This is a genomic window from Echinicola rosea, from assembly GCF_005281475.1.
In the GTDB taxonomy this organism is placed as follows: Bacteria; Bacteroidota; Bacteroidia; order Cytophagales; family Cyclobacteriaceae; genus Echinicola; species Echinicola rosea.
This window is the reverse complement of the sequence record NZ_CP040106.1, coordinates 3,056,325-3,076,293: the sequence shown is the minus strand read 5'-3', so window position 1 is coordinate 3,076,293 and position 19,969 is coordinate 3,056,325. Positions and strand designations below refer to the sequence as shown.

The window sequence follows — 19,969 nt, the reverse complement described above, 5'->3', positions numbered from 1 at the left end:
TAGAAATGGTTTTCTCCGAACCTTATTAGGATCATAAAGCTCTAAACCAGAGTCGTAACTTTATATAGATTATGATGCCGGGTCAAGGTCTTTTAAGGGGGATGTATAAACGCTTACTTCTTTCCCTTCAACAACTCATTTTTCTCCTTTTCACTGGCTAAAAGTCGCTCATATAACCGTTTATTCTCTTCATATACTTCGATTAGCTTATCAATAGGATTGAAGTTAGGTTGATAGTTAACGGAACTTGAAATCAATGTTGAGTGATCTCTACTATCATTGTGATAGGTATTGGAGATAATGTTAAATACAGCTTCCTCATTAAAATTCTTAATAGCTTCTTCTGGAACTTTGAGCACAGCAGCTACTTGCTTCAACAGATCATCTTCGATGGTTTCTTTTTGCTCAAGCAAAGAGACTTTCTTTTGCGACCAGTCGTCTCCCAGCTCATGGGCAAGGGCTTCCTGCTTGATACCCATCATTTCCCTAAAGCGCTTTACATTCCTTCCGTGGTGGATTTTTTCCGGCATAACAGTGTCGTTCATGGCGTAAAAGTAAGGTTTAGTCCTGAAATAAGTAAACCCTAAGTTATTCAAAAAATTGGATAAATCAGCGGATACCTGACAATTTGAAAGTGGCTCAATCTCGGAATGGAGCTACATATCTGTGAACAAATTGCTCATGGTGTTAACTCAATAGTGGTAAGTTTATAATCTCTTTTCAAAATCGAATGGTTATCAAAAACATTAGAAAGGACAGATTACACATACAAGAAGTTATTTTCATATTATTCATTAATCTGATACAAAGTTAGCTTTCGGGCTGCTGAAGCAGGCCAAGAGTTTCCGGCATAAACACAGGGCTCCCCGCTGGGCCTTCATTTATTCCGTTGCCACTTGGCCTTGATTGCCCTCAAGCTGGGATGGTATCCAAATTAATTTCTAATCTTAAATTGAAATGTTATGGATATCCAGAAGAAAAACATCATCCCCCACAAAGTAGCTGAAATCGTCCTTAGTTACCAACCTGAAATGAAACTTTCCGAAGTTCCGAAGATTACTTCATCCAAGGAAGCCTATAACGTGCTTTTGGAAAACTGGGACAAATCAAAGCTTCAGTTCGTAGAACAGTTTAAAGTCATGTTACTTAACCGATCCAACAGGGTATTGGGAATAGTCAATATATCGACTGGTGGAACTTCCGGAACAATCGCTGACCCTAAACTGGTCTTTGCAGCTGCTTTAAAATCCAATTCGTCAGGACTGATTATATCGCACTCCCATCCGTCTGGAAATCGATACCCAAGTAAAGTTGATAATGACTTGACAGAAAGACTGGTCCAATTAGGTAAACTAATGGATTTGCCCATACTTGACCATATTATTGTAACTGCTGAAACATACTACTCTTACGCAGATGAAGGGGGCCTTTAGTGCCCTTTTCTTATTCATACCTTATAGGATCTATTTCCTACTTCTGATTTCAGTGTGATCATTCTTGGCACATCATTTTTAATATTAACCGGAAAAAATATCACCGGAGTCCGGCCCTACTGGTGAATATTTCCAAAAGGAACTATTTAAGATTATACTTTCATTTACTCAAAACAAAATAACATCTATGAAGCTTAAATTCGAAGACTTACCAAATGCTATTGGCCAATTGATCGAGCAAAACACTTTAATACTTGAAATCCTAAGGGAATCCGGCATTTCCCATAAACCTAAAGAGCAAATATTAACGCTGGAAGGAATATGTGTCTTACTGAAATTAAAAAGACAAACTATATACAGCTACGTATCAAAGGGAATAATCCCCTATTACAAAAAAGCTGGTAAGTTGTATTTTATCAGAGAAGAGGTCGAAAATTGGATAACGTCAAAACAGAAATCAAGCAGAATAGAAGGCGTTGTTTTTAATCCTATCCGAGACTTTAAGGATCGTGGGTTTAAAAAGAAATAACTTGATTTTATTTTTAGAATTCGTTTGCTCCTCATATTATTCGTATAATAAGTTGGTGCTTAAATAAATCTATATGAGTTCAACCGAAAACTGTAAATTTCTTAAATGAAATCATTATTAATAATATATACCGTATATTTGGATATTTCTTTTATTTATTAGCTTTATTATATTTAAAAACATTGTTGTCCGGTAAACCCGGATATTAGTTAAATTCAATTTTCAACCTCTTGATTACAAAGTGGTTATTTATTTTTCGTCAGGGGCAAGCCCCCCTCATCTCAGGGAACAGTGTGTTTTGATTTTTCAAAATATCTTCTTGTATGATGGCTCTCCAGCTTCCTTCCGGATCCTCCAGGAACCTATACAAGCTGATATAATTCATTAATTGCTGTCTGACCAGGGATACCAAGTTGGAGAAAGCCCATTTCCTTTTGACCTGGCTTTTGATCAAGGTCAAAAGGAGATTGGCCAACATGGCCGACCATATCTGTATTTCTATGGCATTTTCATTGTCGCCCAAGAAGTACTTTAAAGGGAAGTTCTGCTTAAGCTGTTTGAATAATAGCTCTATCTGCCAGCGTCTTTTATAGATGAGTGCTATCTTCTCTGCTGCCATCTCAAAATTATTGGTAATGAACTCAAACGGGCGTTCACTTTTGCTGTCCCAATAGGCTATTCTCCTGGAACGGTGCTCCTGTTGCTTGTTCTTGCCATATCGTAAGATGATTTCTTCATCCTTGAGTACTCCGGAATCTGCCCGATCAGGAATATTAAACTCCTTTCGGGCCTGATAGACAGCATTGTCTTTTAACCTGGTCACATACCATATCCCGCTTTCGGTCAGGACCTCATATTTTCCATAATCCACATATCCCTTATCAAAAGTGATGATAGAGCCCCCGGGCAGGTTGAAAACCTCATTCAGGAAGGTATGGTCATGTCGGACAGCCGCACTGTAACGGACAAGATAAGGAACATGGTCACTCGCCCTGATGATGGTGTGGGCCTTAATACCTCCTTTCTTTTTGCCCGTTTTCGGGTTCCTGCCTACTCCCTTGAGAATATCCTTGAACAGACTAATGGTGGTAGAATCCATAATATAGAGCCTCTTCATATCAGCATCCTTCAACCGGCTGTCCGTTAAACTGTCACCATGCCTTTGGTACACACTCATGTATATATCGGCGAACACATCGCTCACACGTCGTTTGTTGGCTTCTGATAACGTACTCCGCCTTACCACATAGTTCAGACCCAAATGGGCCAATCTATGGGCATTGGCCAACAAACCGACAAGTGTCTCACGAATGGAATGATAGCCCTCAAATGCTACAAACAGCATTACTATCAAGTGGTTATAAGTCGTGAACTTCTTCACATAACGCTCCGCATTATGCCTGCGGGCTATCTCCCTTACCTCCCCCTTGTCAATGAACTTTATTAACTGATTGAATATCGGCTGTCCGCTAAAATTACTACTTTTGCCCATGGCTTAACTTTTTTGTGTCGTAACTCAAAAGTAGCCACAATGGGCTGGTTCAGCAATGGACTGGCCCTCTTTCATTTATTTTTTACCGGACACCAATGATTTAAAAATAAACATTATATATTGTTAAAGAAATCAAAACCAAAATACAACTTTAGCTTGTATTGCTTACGAATACAATTACTTAGGTAGTGACAATTAAACCCACTACACATCATTAATACCTTGAGGTATTTAGATTTAGTAACCGCCTATTTATCTAAATAAATTGCTTACTTATGGGAGATGCATTGGAAAAACAACTTTTTACGGATCAAGAAAAAAATGAAAATGCTGAAGATAAACGAAAAATCAAAGAAAAGATTTCTGACACACATACAGAAGAACTAGTAATTGCTTTATGCGGGCCAATTGGGACTGATATTCATCTTGTCTCAGACCGAATAGGAAAAATTATTGAGGAACAATACGGATATACTGTTGTTCATCTAAGATTAAGTAAATTCATTAAGGATTTAACAAAAAGCACAGACTTTAAAAATATCAAAGATAAAAACGAGAATTATCACAAGTTGATTGAAGCTGGAAATAAATTGAGGGAAAAACATGGCAGTAGCATTCTAGCTGAATTGGCAATTAATGAAATCGCAGTAAAACGTGAAACTTTAAAAGGTTCTAAAGAAGAAAAAGAGTTTAAATCACATCGAGTTTGCTATATTATTGACTCCATTAAAAATGTAGAAGAGTTTGAACTTCTTAGACTAATTTATAGGGATATTTTTTACTTTGTGGGAGTATTTTCAAATTTAGAAGTACGAGAAAAGTTTCTAGAAGATCAGGGTCTAAAAAAAGATCAAGTATACAAGTTATTTGATAGAGATTCAGGAGAAGAACTTAACTTTGGCCAAAAAGTATCCAACACATTTGTCCAAGCAGATTTTTTTCTTAGAATTGATAGAAGCACTTCTCAAGCAATTGATAATAAATTAAATCGATTTTTAAATATAGTTTTTAAAACTGAAGTCATTACACCAACTTATCAAGAAACAGCAATGTATTTAGCTACTGCTTCTTCGGGTAACTCTGCTTGCCTGAGTAGGCAAGTAGGGGCTTCAATTACCGATATTGAAGGGGAAGTGCTTTCGGTAGGCTGGAATGATGTCCCTAAATCTGGTGGAGGTGTATATAAATATTCTACTTCAGATTCCTTGGGAGAGGAAGATCATAGGTGCATGAATCTAAAAGGAGGATTATGTTTCAACGATGAGGAAAAAAGGATAATTAGGGAGGCGCTTGTTAATGAGTTAATTGATAATAAATTAGTTGATGAAAGAAATAGAAATGATCTTATTGATAAAATTCAAAAGTCTCGTATCAAGGAACTAATAGAGTTTTCACGCGCAGTCCATGCGGAAATGCACGCCATTATTCAAGCTAGCCAAAAATCAGGTCAAAGAGTAGTTGGCGGAAAACTATTTTGTACAACTTATCCCTGTCACAATTGCGCAAGACATATAATCGCAGCTGGAATAAAAGAAGTTTATTATATTGAACCTTACAGAAAAAGTTTAGCACTAAAATTGCATTCTGATTCAATTACTGAGGATGAATCAAAAAAAGATTATGTTAGAATTTTAATGTACGATGGGGTATCCCCGAAAAGGTATTTGGAGTTTTTTAAAATGTCTCCTAATTCAAGAAAGAAGGATGGAAAAAAAATATCTGAGCCTAAAAAGACCAGCGCACCAAAAAACACAGTATCTTTACAAGCAATTCCTATCCTTGAAAAAACAGTGACGAAAACCCTTAAATCTAAACAATTGATCTAATGAAGAAACAAAATTCTAAAAATGAACAATTAAAACTTTTTTCTTCTAGCAATACTACTTTAGATATAAAAAATACTAGGATTAAAAAGAACGAAAAAGATGGAAAACAAATTTTCTTAAATCCAAGAGAAGAAATCTACAACAGAATTCTAAACAGGAAAATGGAATAAGGGAGTGTTAGCTAAACTCGGGAGTATCTCATAAACTGTGTAAGTCCGCAAAGCGGGCTTACGAGTAAAAAGGAAAGACCTCGAAAATATCAGTGTGATTGGAACAATCGCATTGATATTTTGAGGAGCCCGCGGCAGGCGCAATTCCAATCAGTGTGTGAATAAATGTTTAACTTTAAAAATACATTGATTGAAGATGAAAAAAGAAGACCTTTTAAACGACGATTTTCTAAAGCAGTTCAAGAACGGAGAAGAACTGCAAACATTTTTAGGTGAGCTCCAAAAGCGGGCAGTGGAAAGGGTGCTCGAAGGAGAACTGGACAGCCATCTTGGATACCGAAAAAACGAACAATCGGACAATCCCAACTCACGCAACGGGCACACTTCCAAAAAGATAAGGAGCAGTTTTGGGGAGTCACATATCAATGTCTCCAGGGACAGGGATGGCAGTTTTGAGCCGACACTGGTACCGCATGGCAGAAGGTGTGGAGAACGTGATCATCTCCATGTATGCAAAAGGGATGTCCAACCATGACATAGGGGAACAGATCAGAGAGCTCTATGACATCAACGTATCGGCATCCACCATATCCAGGGTTACCGATGCGGTGTCCGAGGATATTGTGGCCTGGCGGAACCGTCCGCTCGACCCGGTCTATCTGATCGTATGGATGGACGGGATATCCTTCAAGGTACGGGAAAATTCCAAAGGTGGTCAACAAGACCGTTTACATTGCCGTAGGGTTAAAGACCAACGGGTTAAAAGAGGTCTTGGGGCTCTGGCTGGGGAAAAACGAATCAGCGGCCTTTTGGATGGGTGTACTCACCGATATGAAGGCTCGGGGTGTCGAGGACATCCTGATCACGGCCACCGATAACCTTAACGGCTTTACCGATACGATCAAGGCCTCTTTCCCCGAATCGGTCACCCAGATATGTGTAGTACACTAGATCAGGAACGCCTGTAGATATGTGGGCTGGAAAGACAAAAAGGCCTTCCCCAAGGATATGAAAGAGGTCTATACCGCCCCAAATAAGGAAGCTGCAGCGGCCGCTCTGGAAGATTTTGCCGAAAAATGGGAAAGCAAATACTCATATGCCATTAAAAGCTGGAGGGACAACTGGGATGAACTAACCGTTTTCTTTGACTATCCCGTGGAAATAAGGAATTTATACCACCAACCTGATAGAAAACCTCAATGGAAAGGTCAGAAAATACACCAAAAACAAGCTGTCCTTCTGATGAGGCAGTAATCAAATCGGTATTCCTTGCCCTGCGCAAAGCCACCAAAAAATGGACAATGCCGATCAGGGACTGGGGAATAATCCTTAATAGTTTTCTACTTATATTTGGAAAAAGGGTCAGGCTAAACTAAACCTGACAAATTGAAATTTTAGTTTACACACTTTTTGGGACAGAGTTTTTACTTCAAATCCTTTTTTCTGTTCTGGATCTTCAAATCTAACACCTTCATATTCAATAAAACTGTATTCTTCACAGTTAGAATATATTAGAGGGTGTTTCTTTCTAGACTCGTTTTTCATTCCTATTTGCCGCAATAAGGACAAGTGTTTGTCATTAAAGGACCCAAACTTTTATTTAATGATTCATTAATTTTTCTCTTTTCAGAATACTCTTCTTTTTCAAAATCCATAATAAAATCCCTAACAGCTTTTCGACTGTCCCAATCTAACTCTGAATAAACCTTTAATAATCTTTTTACTTTTTCATCCATGGACTAATAATTTTTGAATTATGTTTCTTTTGAAATTTCCGCACACCTCACAATCAGTCGATTCAACCGATAAAGGAGTTGTTTTACAACCAATGCACTGCCTCTGAAATTCTCGTAGAGCGTATCTCATTCCTTTTCTTAACTCTCTCTCCTTTGGGCCATATTTCGAATCTTGGTCACTTCTGGAGTTATATTTAGTTTCTAGAAGTTCAAGTTGATGTTTTAAATCTGGTATATCTTTTGGTGGATTTTTACCTAATTTTTTAAATGCCTTAGATAAATTACCATAATCATTAGTTGCTTCTAAAGAGTACGATAAATAATCACTCCAATTATTTACCAGTGCAAAAACTGATATGATTAATTGAAGGATTGTCAATGGAATTGAGATAGCGATTGTATGTTTTAATATTTCAGAATTAAAACCATAACCTGAAGCTGTTGCTCCGATTGTTACCGGTACAATAATTCCTAAGATGGTTACAAATCGTATCCATCTATTGTAAAACTCGGCTCGCTTACTAAAAATATAAGCTTTTCCAAAAGAATGAATTGCTTTATCCCAAGCGTCTCTTCTTAATATTTCTACTTCATTTGTCATATTATGTCAAATTACCGCCAACACTTGTATAGATACACCTGTATTGCGTCTGTTTCTTTTATCTTATCCATTTACAACATAAATGTTTACTTCCGCTTATAAACGGATATTCCTTAAAACTACGCCATCCCTGCTTTTCAAAAAACTCCCTAAACAGGATATTTTTGGATGTGAATGGGGACAAAGTTGTGCGTGAGCTATGAATTGAAGTGGAATCATCCAATCAGATAAATGATTCGGATACGCCTTGACCGTGGTGCGGTGAGAGTGTGGTTGCATAGTAAGAGTAGTGTTATTTATCAAAAAAGCGGCTATAGTCAAATCAAATATAGTAATTTCTGGTAATTTCAAAAATACAGGAAGATTATTAGGTTTTATCACATCAGCAAATCACAACCAAAGTAGGGAAACTGGATTTTACCAGAGAAGATATCGAAAATTGGATAAAGTCAAAACAGGAATCAAGAAAATAGAAGGAGTTATTTTATTCCCTTCCGAAACTATAAGAATCGTGGGTTTAAAAAGAAGCAACTATATCCTTATATTTTTATCACTCTAACTAGGGCCTGCTGAAAAACTCAGCCATTTAAGTTATGTAAAACCAGTACAGGTTGTGGCCTGTACTGGTTTTTTGTTATAAAATTGGCCAGGAATATATCCAGCCATTGGAAAAGGTCGTATTTGGAGATCCCTCTTGCTGAAAAACACTGGCACAGGAGTGCCTCCCCGGCCAGTTTGACCAGGTTGAGCACTAGGATAATCGAGGCAATCCACGACTGGCTGGTGTCCTTCAGCCTTGCCCTGATCCGGTTCATGCCGTAACCGTTCTTTGCCTGGCCGAATTTCCCTTCTATCGGGTTCCGCTCTCCTGGACTTACGTGGTTTTCCACTGCCCTGGCCGGTGGCCTGCCCAAGGGCTTGGCCGCCAGTTTTATCCCTTTTTCCTTCAGCCACTTCCTGTTCTCCCGGTTACAATAAATCTTGTCGGCCAGCACCTTGGCCGGATAGAAACCTAACCTTTCCCGGTAGCCTTCCACATAATCGGTCAGGCAGCTGCCCTCGTTGAAGGCATCCCATGATACTGTGTCCAAAAAAGAGTAGCCGTCCACAAGCGTAAGGTGGATCTTCGCCCCGAACTCCGTCCTGGCCCTGGCCTTTCCACGGACTATCGGCCGTACATGGGGCTGGTGAATACTTACTATCCGGTCTGCTACCTGATGGCTGCGGTGCTCGAACATCCATAGCTGTTGCTCATAAAGTGTCCCGATGATCCAATAGCTTCGCTGTGTCCTGTGGTCCAAAGGGAAGACATCAAAATTGTCCAGCTGTTTTTCGATCGTCTTAAAGTTCCTGCAAAGGTATTGGAGCTGTGATTTTATCCCCTTGCGGATCGTCTTTTTCGAGGGGTTCTTGTTCTGGGCTACCTTCAGGTAGTTCTTCCGCGCTACCCTTCTGTAGGTTCTCGGCTTCTTGCCCTGCCGGGCTTTCCTGTGCAGCTCGTCTATGATGGCCTCGGTGATCTCCCTTGCTTTGTTGAGCAGCCCAAGGTCGGTCGGGTAGGCGATATCCTGCGGACAGACCGTCGCGTCATACAGCACCTCCCCCTTGTTGTTTGGAGGTGATCCCCCTGCTCCATCTTTATCTTTACTCCCTTTCTCTATCTTCTTTGTCCTCCTTTCCATCGAAAATCCATGGATCCGCCCGTTCATCTCGGCGATCAGTTCCCCTCCCAGACGCTTTCTGATATCCACGAACAGCGAGGCATCGAAGGGCGCTTCCCTGATATAGGAGCTGTAGCCCAGAAAATACTGGAGATACATGTTTTCGGTAATCTGGGCTACCGTCTCCCGGTCATCAAGGTTGAGGATATGCTTGATGATCACCGCACCGATCAGCACCCTGGGGTTCAGCGAGGGCCTTCCCGTTTGTTTGGCTGGATGGTGTTTGTTGTACAGGCCTACCAGATCGTCCCACGGGATCTGTGCACTGAGCAGCACCCAGCGGTTGTTCGGGTCAAGTTGGTTATGGAACGGGGTCTCAAAACCTGTAATCGACAGCTGATTGGGGCTCGTATATTCATTGCGTGGTGCACGCCTTTTGGTCCGATTTGCCATATTTCCTTGCACTTAGTCTTCCTTAATCTTAAGAAAAAGACCGCTTAATAGCACATCAAAAACGTTTTTTATTTTATCAGCAGACCCTAACTATCAATCGATTATTATATACTTTTACTTATCAAATCCTTGATTTTCATCTATCCGAAATCACAGGTGATTTTTTTGCAAATATTTTGCAAATAAAAAAGCCACTTACGATTGAAAATTGTAAGTGGCTGATTTTCAGTGGGCCCACCTGGGCTCGAACCAGGGACCCCTTGATTATGAGATAATTTTTTGACTACTTTTCTATTATTGGTATATTTTGTTTGTCTCTGTAAATGAGTTACTTATATTGTTTTTACTGCTTTTCTTATTACTTTGCTTACAAGTTTTGACATCATTTTGTGTGCAAATCGTGTGCAAATCTCAAATCAACTAGCCATGGAAAAGAAACTTGCCAAGTCTGGAAAACAGTTTGAAATGACCATCTACTTGGACACCCGTAGGACTAAAGCAGATGGATACTATCCTTTAAAAATAAAGGTTTATACCCCAATGCCCAAAAAACGGAAATACTATTCCGTTGGAATGGATATGGACGAGAAAACCTATGAAAAGGTATTCCTATCAGTTAAACCCAGAAAAGCAGAAAAGGAACTCCGCATACAGGTAGAGAGCTTGTTACATAAGTATATGGAAGTGGCCAATAAGCTTGACAATTTTACCTTTGAATCTTTTGAGAACCTCTTATTTAAACCTGAGGGTAATGTTAAGGATGTTTTCTTTTTGTACCAACAAAAAATAAAGGCTTTAGAGTTGGAGAAAAGAGAGGCCACCAAACATACTTATGAAGCCAGTTTGAAGGCGATAAAGAAATTCCTTAAAGCTAATCGAAAAAGGGAGCCCAAACACCTTTTTGTTCAAGAAATCACAGTAGAATGGTTAAAGAATTTTGAAAAGTGGATGCTTGAAAAAGGCAATACCAAAACTAGCGTAGGCTACTATTTAAGGACGCTTAGACATATTTTTAATACCATCAAAACGGATCATTACCCCTTTGGGAAAAATGGCTATGTAATTCCCAAGGGAACTAATAAAAAGAAAGCCTTGGATAAGCACCACTTAAAATTGCTTTTTGAAGGTAAACCTGAAAACCAATTTCAACAAAGAGCTAAAGATTTTTGGTTTTTCTCCTACTTGTGTAAAGGAATGAATATGAAGGACATTTTGTATCTCAAGTGGAAAAACGTTAATGGTGATTTCTTGGAATTTGTAAGGGAAAAGACCAAGGATACAACAGACGATCAAATTGCTATTCGTGTACCTCTAATGGAACATTCCAAAAAGGTGATCAAATTGTATGGAGTAACCAGTGGTGATCGTGAAGAATATGTATTTCCAATCCTTCACAAAGAAATGACCGAGGGAGAAAAGCTTAAAGCGAAACAGAACTTTACCCGCCTAGTGAATCAGCATATGAAGCGGTATGCCGAAAAACTGGGGATAAAGGATAATGTAAGCACTTACACCGCTAGGCATAGTTTTGCCACTATGGCCATACGAAATAACGCCTCTATTGAATATGTAGGAGAATCCTTAGGACATGCGGATATTAAGACGACTAAGGCTTATATAAAAAGTTTCTTAGATGATGAAAGTGATAGGGAAATGATGGGGAAATTGGTGGATTTTGGATAATATATTTCACTATTCAAAAAATGTTGATACTGAGTTATAGTTAGTAGAAACCGGAAATAATTATTTCCAGTTCTACGGGAGTGTTAGCTAAACTCTGTCCTTTCCCTTCCCTGGGGCTAGCCCCAGGGAAGGGAAATTTCCACTAAATAATTAGGTTTCCGTATTGATATCCAAACTGATCCTCCCCTCAAATTTAATGGCCAGTTGCTGGACTGTCAAGCTCCAGTTCTGTAGAGGGGTCGTCCATTTTTTCTCGATCCGCTGTGTGGCAAGATAAACCAGCTTTAGGAGTGCCATGTCACTGGTAAATGCCCCTTTGGTCTTGGTGACCTTTCTGACCTGTCGATGGAAGCCTTCCACCGCATTGGTGGTATAAATCAGCTTCCTGATGGGCGGTGTATAGGCAAAGAAGGCACTCAGCCTCTCCCAGTTGTCGTTCCAGGAACGGATCACTATGGGGTATTTCTTCCCCCACTTTTCTTCCAGGTCCAGTAATGCCGACTCGGCCAGGTCCTTTGTCTCGGCCTTATAGATTTTTTTCAGGTCACCGGCAAACTCCTTTTGGTTTTTGCTGGCCACGTACTTCAGGCTGTTCCGGATCTGGCGGACCACGCAGAGCTGGATCTCTGTTTTCGGGAAAATCGACCCGATCGCCTCGGGGAAGCCCTTAAGGTTATCGGTACAGGCGATCAGGATATCCTGTACTCCACGGTGCTGTAGATCGCTGAGTACCTGTAGCCAGAAGTTCGCCCCCTCGCTTTCGGAAAGGTACATGCCCAGTACCTCCTTCTTCCCTTCACGGTTGATCCCCAATACATTGTATAGGGCTTTATGGCGTACCTTGCCTTCCTCCCGTACCTTGAAGTGCATTGCATCAAGCCATACAATGCAATAAACCTCTTCCAAAGGCCTGTTCTGCCATTCCTTGACTTTCGGGACAACACGGTCGGTAATATCGCTTATCACTTGCGTGGAGACCTCGGTGTCGTACATGTCCTTGATGTACTCGGATATGTCCCTAAGGCTGCTGCCAAGCCCGTACATCCCTATGATCTGCTTCTCAAGGTTGTCGGCAAGGATACGCTGGCGCTTCTCCACGATCTTCGGCTCGAAGCTGCTGTGACGGTCCTGGGGCGTCTCGATCTCAACTTCGCCCAAGTTGCTCTTCACACGCTTGCTGCCCTTACCGTTACGTTTGTTGCCTACACTGTGACCTGTATCCTCATCCCGAAGATGGGCATCCATCTCCGCCTGGAGGGCTTCCTCCAAAAACTCCTTCAACATCGGAGACAGCGCACCGTTCTTGCCGAACAGGGACTCTCCTGATAAAAACTGGTCCAGTACTTTCTTCTTAAATGCTGATTCTTGTTCTTCTCTCATATCTCTATCTTATGAACTTTAATTGATTTTCAAAGTCTCAGACAGAGTTTAGATTACAGTCTCGTTTCTACTCTCAATATTTTAAAACTATTTTTTTTGATTTCTTATTAATTCATACACACAAGGAATTACTATCAAATTAAGTAATGTGGCGGACAACAGTCCTCCCAGGATCACTACTGCCATGGGGCTTTGTATTTCATTGCCCGGTTCGCCAGCTTTCAGTGCCAAAGGAATCAAGGCAAGCCCTGTGGTAAATGTCGTCATGAGGATTGGGTTTAACCTGTCCAGTGCTCCGGTTTTTAGGAGCTCCATTCCTTTCAAGCCCTCTTTTTTTAGGTCTTCATATCGGGAAACCAACAGGATACCATTCCTTGTTGCGATGCCGAATAGACTGATAAAGCCGATGGTAGCGGCAATGCTGATAATCCCCGAAGTGAAGTACACTATCAAAATCCCTCCAATCAAAGCCAAGGGCAAATTGATCAGTACGATGAAAGAAAGTTTCACATCCTGAAACTCAAAGTAGAGCAATAGGAAAATGATCAGAATGGCAATCACCGCTGTAATAAGCAATAATTGGGAAGCCTTTGCCTCACTTTCAAACTGTCCACCGTATTCCACCCGATATCCGTCAGGCAATACAATGTTTTCACCGACAATCTGCTGAATCTCATTCACCACACCTCGTAAGTCACGGCCTTGGACATTTGCAGCGACTACAATCTTTCGTCTAACATCTTCCCTGGAGATCGTATTTGGACTGCTTACCGAACTGACTTCTGCCAATTGGTCCAAGGTGGTCTCTCCACCGTTAGGCAAAGTAACCAGCGCATTTTTGATCATTTCCATGCTATTTCTAGATGCCTTTTGGAAGCGGACAATGAGGTCAAAATATTGCTGGCCTTCATAAATCTCTCCCGCCTTTTCGCCTGCAAAGGCAATATCCACTTGCTCCATCAGGTCCCTCACGGTCATCCCATAAGCAGCCAACATCTGTCTTTTTGGAGTGATTCGGATCTGAGGGACTTCAATCTGCTGGTCCACCGCTACGTCGGCAATCCCTTCAATGGGCTTGATATTGGTCTCTACGTTTTTACCCAGCTCGAAAAGGCGTTGCAGATCATCACCGAAAATCTTGATGGCGATATTGGCCCTCGTGCCCGATAGCATATGGTCAATACGGTGAGCGATTGGCTGTCCCAAAGTGATATTGACCCCGGGGACTATGCTCAACTTTGTCCGGACTTCTTCAAAGAACTGTTCCTTTGATTTGTCCCCAAGCGTGAAGGGAACGTCAATTTCAGCAGCATTTACTCCTTGGGCATGCTCATCCAGTTCGGCACGTCCCGTCCTTCGAGTTACCACTTCGACTTCAGGCATTTCCAAAAGCAGTTTTTCAATCAATTGCCCGTTCTTATTGCTTTCTTCCAATGACATGCCAGGAACTCCAACCGCACTGATGACAAGCGAGCCCTCATTGAACTCTGGAAGAAAGCTCCGCCCCAATTGGGTAAATAATATCAAGCTAAAGATAAAAGCTCCAAGTGTCAGTCCTATTACTACCTTTGGGAATTTTAAAGCTCTCCCCAATGCCCCGGAATAGCGGGCTTGGAGCCATCGCTCCACTTTAGTGCCTTCAGCTTGTCTGGAGAGCACTTTTTCGCTTTTCAGCAAATAGGAACAAAGTACAGGTGTCACCGTAACTGCAACAACAAGGGAAGTCAGTACCGAAGTGATAAAAGCAATTCCAAGTGGCTGTAACAACCTTCCTTCCATGCCACTTAAGAAAAACAAGGGGACAAAGGATACAATAATGATCAGGGTGGCAATTATTATTGAACTTCTTATCTCTACGGAAGCATTTTTTACCACTGTCAAAACAGGTAGCCGCTCTTCAATTGGCTTTTTTATGTTTTCCCGCAAGCGCTTGAACACATTCTCCACATCAATGATCGCATCATCCACTAAAGCTCCAATGGCAATTGCCATCCCCCCAAGGCTCATGGTGTTAATGGTGTATCCCAATATTTTCAATACTATGATGGAGACTAATAGAGAAATTGGTATAGCAATCAATGAAATAACCGTAGTGCGCCAATTCATCAGGAATATAAACAATACGATCACCACAAAGAATGCCCCTTCCAAAAGCGTTTGGTTCAAGTTATCAATGGAAGCCTCAATAAAGTTCGATTGACGGAAAATATGACTTTTTATTTCCACTCCCTTTGGTAAGGTGTTTTCAAGATCAACAATGGCCTCGTCCAGCCTTCCAGTCAGTTCAAGGGTGTTTACATCCGGCTGTTTGGAGATGGTAAGTATGACAGCAGGTGAAGCATTCAATGAACCATCACCAATTTTGTCTGCAGCACCAATTTTTACCGTTGCCACATCCTTGATTTTTAAGGTTTGGCCATTGACATTCTTTAAAACAGCTTCTTCCAACTGCTCCACGGAATAGGCCCTTCCACTGCCTTTGATGATATATTGATTGCCATATTCATTGAGAAATCCACCGGGAGCATTGACATTGCTTTCCTTGACTTTTTCCAAAAGCTCCCCAAGGCTTATGTCATAGTATTTGAGCTTTTCGGGATTGGGCAATACTTGGTATTGCTTGTAATCTCCTCCGATCACTATTACATTGGCTATTCCTCCTATGGATTTTATTCTAGGCCTTATTGTCCAATCCGAAAGTGTCCTTAACTCCATTGGGGACAGGCTATCAGAGCTTACCCCCAAAAGCATCACTTCACCCATAATAGATGAAATGGGAGCCATAGTAGGTGTCCCTACTCCCGATGGTAGGTTTTCCCTGACCATTGGGATTCGTTCGCTGACGATCTGCCGTGCACGGTAAATGTCCGTTCCCCACTCAAACTCTACCCAGACTATGGAAATTCCGGCAGCTGAGGAAGAACGTATTCGCCGTACATTTGGTGAGCCGTTCATGGCAGTTTCCAACTGGTAGGTTACTAGTTTTTCAACCTCTTCGGATTCCATTCCATGGGCTTCCGTTAGTATGGTTACTGTTGGGGCGGTCAAGTCCGGAAATACATCCACGTTCATATTACGTGCTATATATAATCCAGCTATGCTTAAGACTACCGCAGCCAAAAGTACCATCAAGCGGTTTTGCAGTGAAATCGATAATATTTTGTTTAGCATATTATCTGATTTTAAGTGCTATATCCAATCGATGTGCTACATTATCCCAATTGATAATGTCCATAACACATTCCACAAACTCAGCTCTTCGGTTGCGGTAGGTTAGGTAGTAGGCATGCTCCCAGACATCTATGACCAACAAAGGAATACAGCCCCATTGGGTTAACTTTTGATGATCCGCACATCCCAAAACAATCAGCTGATCAGTGAAGGGTTGATATGCCAATATTCCCCATCCACTTGACTCAACGGACTTGGACACTTTACCCAGAAGTGATTTCAGTTTGTCCAATGTCCCAAAGCTTTTCTCGACATATTTTAATAGAGTTCCTTTTGGATCATTCTTTTTATTGGTAAGGTTTGTCCAAAATATGGAATGAAGGACGTGGCTTGAAAAGTGGTAGGACAACTTTGCCGTCCAATGTTCCACCAAGTCGTAGTTACCTTCTTCCATTGCCTTGTTGATCATTTGCAAGTCTTTATTTGCACCTTTTACAGCTCCACCGTGATGAAAAGTATGGTGAAGATAGAGTGTCTCTTCATCCATACAAGGTTCTAGAAAGTTATTGGCATAGGGTAAAGGAGCCTGGATGAAATTGCCATTTTTATCCATGAGTTTATCGATTCCACCTTGCTCGACACTTTGAGCAAAAGCGCTTGAAGTAGGAAGTACAGATGCACCGCCAATAATCATTGAATTTTGAAGAAATTTTCGTCGTTCCATGTTGATAATGTTTTGATGATTAAAATTAATGTGCATGACCATGTGCGGGTGCCTGCCCAGACATAGAAGCCATTTTAACCTGGTAAGCCCCTTTTGTCACTACTACTTCCCCTTTCGAAAGGCCATTGGTGATTTCCACCTCGCTGCCATTGCGTTTGCCGATGGTGACATTCCTTCTCTCAAAGCTTTCTCCTGACAATTGTATAATTACGGAGTAGTTTCCATAATCTTCCATAAGACAAGAAACAGGAACAACAAGCCCCTGTGAAGCTTTTCCAACTGCCAATTGGGCTTCAGTGAAACTTCCTTCCGGCATTTCTACTCCTTCATTTACTTCAGCGAACACAGATAATAAGGGTTGATTGGGATCAACTTCCTTTCCTACAGATAGTATCCTGCCGCCTTTTTCTTTTAAAGCAGACCAAGTTCCCTCCTTTGGTTGATACCAAAGGTTTTGGATGTTTTGAAGCTCTGCACTGTACTTTGGACTGACCTGTACCTGAAGGAGGCTACTATTGTGACTCGTTATGGTTATCAGGGCTTTCCCCTGCTCTGCAAAACCACCGTTTTCAGCTTGAATCGACTTTACAAAACCGTCCATTGGGGAAATGATCTGTTTGCCCCCAGAGGTATAGCCACTGCTAAGTGTTTCATAGTTGGTCTTGGCTACCTGGTATTTTTGTTCCACCTGCTCAAAAGCTGCCTTGGGTACAATTTTGGATTCGTAGAGCTCCTTTTTTCTATCATACTCAGACTTTGCCTGTTCTAAATCCGCCTTGGCTTTTTGAATCTCTGCCTCCAAGTTGTTTGAAGTTAGTCCCTTACTGCTGACAGTCATCAAAACCTGCCCATTTTTAACTGCACTTCCTTCTGTAAGCACTTCTTGGCCAAATTTCACCCGTCCTGTTGCAGGTGCTACGAGTGTTTGGTAATCAGTGGGAGCTACCTTCCATATTCCTGATGTAGGAATGGTCTGGTACACTTCTTTTTCGACCACGGGATCAGTTTGGAACTCCACTTTCCAGGCTTGTTCTTTCAAAAAGCTGATTTCGGAACCGTTTTCTTCCTCGCCTCCCAAAGTTTCCTTTGCTTCTTCATTGTTTTCAAACACCTGGATATTATCCAGTGTTATCCGGTCTGAATAGGTAGGGGTTTTAAGATCAAAAACCAATTGATAAACACCTGCCTCTTTGGGTTGGAGGGATGGCCCAAAAATCCCCGGAGAGGAGGGGGCATCCACTGTATGTCTAATTCCCTTCTTATTTTTGATAAGGCTCACCGTAACACTCCCGTCTCGTACCGGTTGGTGCCCATTTAAAATGGTGAAATGAGCCGCAAACCGACTTGTCTTTCCAACGACCAAGGCAGGAAATTCAACAAACAATTCAGTTTGTTCTGTCCAAACGGTATGATCCACTGATGGACTTCCATCTCCATCATGGGAGTGCGCTCCTTCTTCTTCATGACTATGTCCATGATCTTCTACTTTTGGGGATTGGCATGAAAATACCAACGCCCAAAATAATACCAATATATATCGCATTTTGATTGTTCTTTTATAGTTTAATGATCGTGATGGGTACTTCCATCATCATGAGTATGTGTAGAACCAGTTTCTTCAGCGGAATCTTCCTTGATGGTGAATTCTTCCTGCTCATGGTGGCTATCATGGTCATGATCACCGTCAGTATGACTGTGTCCATGCTCATCCGCAGATTCTTCATGGGAATGTGCTCCCGTCTCAGTGCCGTGGGAATGCCCGTGATTGTCTTCGTTCTTCTTGCCTCCGCAGGCTATTACAGCCATGAAGCTTATCGCTAGTAGGATATTTGAAATTTTCATAATTCTAAGTCTTTAATAGTTACAATTGATGTTTTAATAATTGGGTATGCGATATATATAATTGGTATTCTATTTCCAGCATGGCATCATAGGCCTCTCTGTAAAACTGTAGTTCCATGTAATATTCCAGGAATGAGAGCTCTCCGAGTTCATAAGCCTGGAACAGCAATTCTTCCGTATCCAAATCCGAAAGCGTATTTTGGTACTCTCTGAACTTGGAAAGCATGATTTGGTAATCATTGAATTGCTTCTCATAGGCAGCATATGCATTGGAAAGCCTGGAAGAGGAAAAAGCCTTTTTGAAGTTAACTGTAGATTTTGCGGCCTTTACCTTATTATGGTTGTTCCATAAAGGAATGGATACTCCTATAACCCCCCCTGAATAATGGGAGTTGGAAACACCCTGACGGTTATATCCCGCTGTTAAATTTGGTAAGGCTTTGTTCTTCGCCAATCTCAGGTTCTGTTCGGCTATACTTTCCTGTTGCTTCAAATCAAGAATAATGGGATCTAGCAACTGCTTTTCCTGCCAAATACTGTCCCTGTCCTGTAGGTCAAGGGACAGTTCATATTCATTGGATAAAAAGCTGATCTCCGTACCTCCATTTAAATTGGAGAGAAGAAGTCTGATGTTTTTCTTTTCGCTTTCAATCTGTTGTATTTTGAACTGTTCCTTCATCCAGGAGACCTTGGCTTTGTTCATTTCCAGAATCCCTACCTGCTCTTTTTCAAAGAGGGACTGAACTTGATTGAACACTTTTTGTGCCTGTTCTACCCTGACTGTTTCGGCATTTAACCGCTTATCCAGATAAATGAGGTTTAAGCAATAGTTCTTGGCCAAAGCCAAAACATCTTGCTTTTTGATTTCATATTCCAGTTCAAGTTTTCTCGACTGTAGATCGATAAGGTTGCTCCTTGAACCATATACCGTAGGAAACTCAAAAGATTGGGTAATTTGAAATTCTTTATAGTCACCCGAGTTATGTTCACCAAAGGGAAGGTAATAAGCCCCAAATTGAGGGTCAGGTAAGTTGTTTCCAGATTTCAGGTCCAGTCGTTTGCTTTCCACGTATTGCCCAAGAGCAATTAATTCTTGGTTGTTTTGTTCTATCTGTTTAAGGATGCTTTCTATTGAAGTCGATTGGGCATATACACCCAATGACAAGAAGCATCCGCACAAGACGAACACTATTGTTTTTAGCATGTGAAATGGTATTGTGGGATAATTCAATAAATAATGAGCATATAAATATGCTGCGGCAAAGTGT

The 19,969-nt window shown here is 41.1% G+C and carries 16 protein-coding genes and 1 pseudogene; 6 read left to right on the top strand and 11 right to left on the bottom strand.

The window, feature by feature from the left end; genetic code table 11:
• Window positions 1–113 precede the first annotated feature (113 nt).
• The gene (locus FDP09_RS12410; RefSeq protein WP_229683445.1) at window positions 114–545 is read right to left on the bottom strand and encodes a helix-turn-helix domain-containing protein; all 432 of its coding nucleotides are present in this window, start codon (window positions 543–545) and stop codon (window positions 114–116) included.
• 417 nt (window positions 546–962) lie between these two features.
• Here FDP09_RS12410 and FDP09_RS12405 point away from each other — a divergent pair, with 417 nt between their 5' ends.
• The gene (locus FDP09_RS12405) at window positions 963–1,433 is read left to right on the top strand and encodes a JAB domain-containing protein (RefSeq protein WP_137402966.1); all 471 of its coding nucleotides are present in this window, start codon (window positions 963–965) and stop codon (window positions 1,431–1,433) included.
• A 187-nt stretch (window positions 1,434–1,620) separates the two neighbouring features.
• Window positions 1,621–1,962 (top strand): helix-turn-helix transcriptional regulator, encoded by a 342-nt coding sequence (locus tag FDP09_RS12400; protein WP_137402965.1) that lies wholly within the window; start codon window positions 1,621–1,623, stop codon window positions 1,960–1,962.
• Between the two features lie 259 nt (window positions 1,963–2,221).
• Here the strand turns inward: FDP09_RS12400 and FDP09_RS12395 are convergent, their stop codons facing one another.
• Entirely contained in the window at window positions 2,222–3,454 is a 1,233-nt protein-coding gene (locus FDP09_RS12395; protein WP_137402859.1) for an IS4 family transposase, read from the bottom strand.
• A gap of 275 nt (window positions 3,455–3,729) precedes the next feature.
• Here FDP09_RS12395 and FDP09_RS12390 point away from each other — a divergent pair, with 275 nt between their 5' ends.
• From FDP09_RS12390 to FDP09_RS24410, 3 genes and pseudogenes are all read left to right on the top strand, one after another.
• On the top strand, window positions 3,730–5,280 hold the full coding sequence (locus FDP09_RS12390; protein ID WP_137402964.1) for an anti-phage dCTP deaminase: 1,551 nt from the start codon (window positions 3,730–3,732) through the stop codon (window positions 5,278–5,280).
• Window positions 5,280–5,450, top strand: coding sequence for a hypothetical protein (locus FDP09_RS23805; protein WP_187328667.1), 171 nt, complete (start codon window positions 5,280–5,282; stop codon window positions 5,448–5,450). The genes FDP09_RS12390 and FDP09_RS23805 overlap by 1 nt, the downstream gene beginning before the upstream one ends.
• A gap of 196 nt (window positions 5,451–5,646) precedes the next feature.
• Window positions 5,647–6,826, top strand: a pseudogene (locus FDP09_RS24410) (IS256 family transposase).
• Window positions 6,827–6,997: 171 nt separating this feature from the next.
• On the opposite strand, the gene FDP09_RS12380 reads toward FDP09_RS24410, so the two are convergent.
• The 3 genes from FDP09_RS12380 to FDP09_RS12370 form a co-directional block, all read right to left on the bottom strand.
• The gene (locus tag FDP09_RS12380; RefSeq protein ID WP_137402963.1) at window positions 6,998–7,186 is read right to left on the bottom strand and encodes a hypothetical protein; all 189 of its coding nucleotides are present in this window, start codon (window positions 7,184–7,186) and stop codon (window positions 6,998–7,000) included.
• Window positions 7,179–7,787: a mobilome CxxCx(11)CxxC protein gene (locus FDP09_RS12375; RefSeq protein WP_137402962.1), complete on the bottom strand. Its 609-nt coding sequence runs from the start codon at window positions 7,785–7,787 to the stop codon at window positions 7,179–7,181. Before FDP09_RS12375 ends, FDP09_RS12380 begins: the two co-directional genes overlap by 8 nt.
• A gap of 578 nt (window positions 7,788–8,365) precedes the next feature.
• Window positions 8,366–9,901, bottom strand: a complete 1,536-nt coding sequence (locus FDP09_RS12370) for an IS5 family transposase (RefSeq protein ID WP_137402961.1) — start codon at window positions 9,899–9,901, stop codon at window positions 8,366–8,368.
• Window positions 9,902–10,327: 426 nt separating this feature from the next.
• Here FDP09_RS12370 and FDP09_RS12365 point away from each other — a divergent pair, with 426 nt between their 5' ends.
• The gene (locus FDP09_RS12365; RefSeq protein WP_137402960.1) at window positions 10,328–11,584 is read left to right on the top strand and encodes a site-specific integrase; all 1,257 of its coding nucleotides are present in this window, start codon (window positions 10,328–10,330) and stop codon (window positions 11,582–11,584) included.
• Between the two features lie 150 nt (window positions 11,585–11,734).
• Here the strand turns inward: FDP09_RS12365 and FDP09_RS12360 are convergent, their stop codons facing one another.
• The 6 genes from FDP09_RS12360 to FDP09_RS12335 all read right to left on the bottom strand — a co-directional run bounded on the left by FDP09_RS12360 (window position 11,735) and on the right by FDP09_RS12335 (window position 19,905).
• A complete protein-coding gene (locus FDP09_RS12360; RefSeq protein ID WP_137402959.1) occupies window positions 11,735–12,964 on the bottom strand; it encodes an IS256 family transposase in 1,230 nt (409 codons plus the stop codon).
• Window positions 12,965–13,051: 87 nt separating this feature from the next.
• Window positions 13,052–16,135, bottom strand: a complete 3,084-nt coding sequence (locus tag FDP09_RS12355; RefSeq protein ID WP_137402958.1) for an efflux RND transporter permease subunit — start codon at window positions 16,133–16,135, stop codon at window positions 13,052–13,054.
• A gap of 1 nt (window position 16,136) precedes the next feature.
• Window positions 16,137–16,859, bottom strand: a complete 723-nt coding sequence (locus tag FDP09_RS12350) for a superoxide dismutase (RefSeq protein ID WP_137402957.1) — start codon at window positions 16,857–16,859, stop codon at window positions 16,137–16,139.
• Window positions 16,860–16,884: 25 nt separating this feature from the next.
• The gene (locus FDP09_RS12345) at window positions 16,885–18,402 is read right to left on the bottom strand and encodes an efflux RND transporter periplasmic adaptor subunit (RefSeq protein ID WP_137402956.1); all 1,518 of its coding nucleotides are present in this window, start codon (window positions 18,400–18,402) and stop codon (window positions 16,885–16,887) included.
• Window positions 18,403–18,422: 20 nt separating this feature from the next.
• Entirely contained in the window at window positions 18,423–18,701 is a 279-nt protein-coding gene (locus FDP09_RS12340) for a hypothetical protein (protein ID WP_137402955.1), read from the bottom strand.
• A gap of 19 nt (window positions 18,702–18,720) precedes the next feature.
• Window positions 18,721–19,905: a TolC family protein gene (locus tag FDP09_RS12335; protein ID WP_137402954.1), complete on the bottom strand. Its 1,185-nt coding sequence runs from the start codon at window positions 19,903–19,905 to the stop codon at window positions 18,721–18,723.
• Window positions 19,906–19,969: the final 64 nt, after the last annotated feature.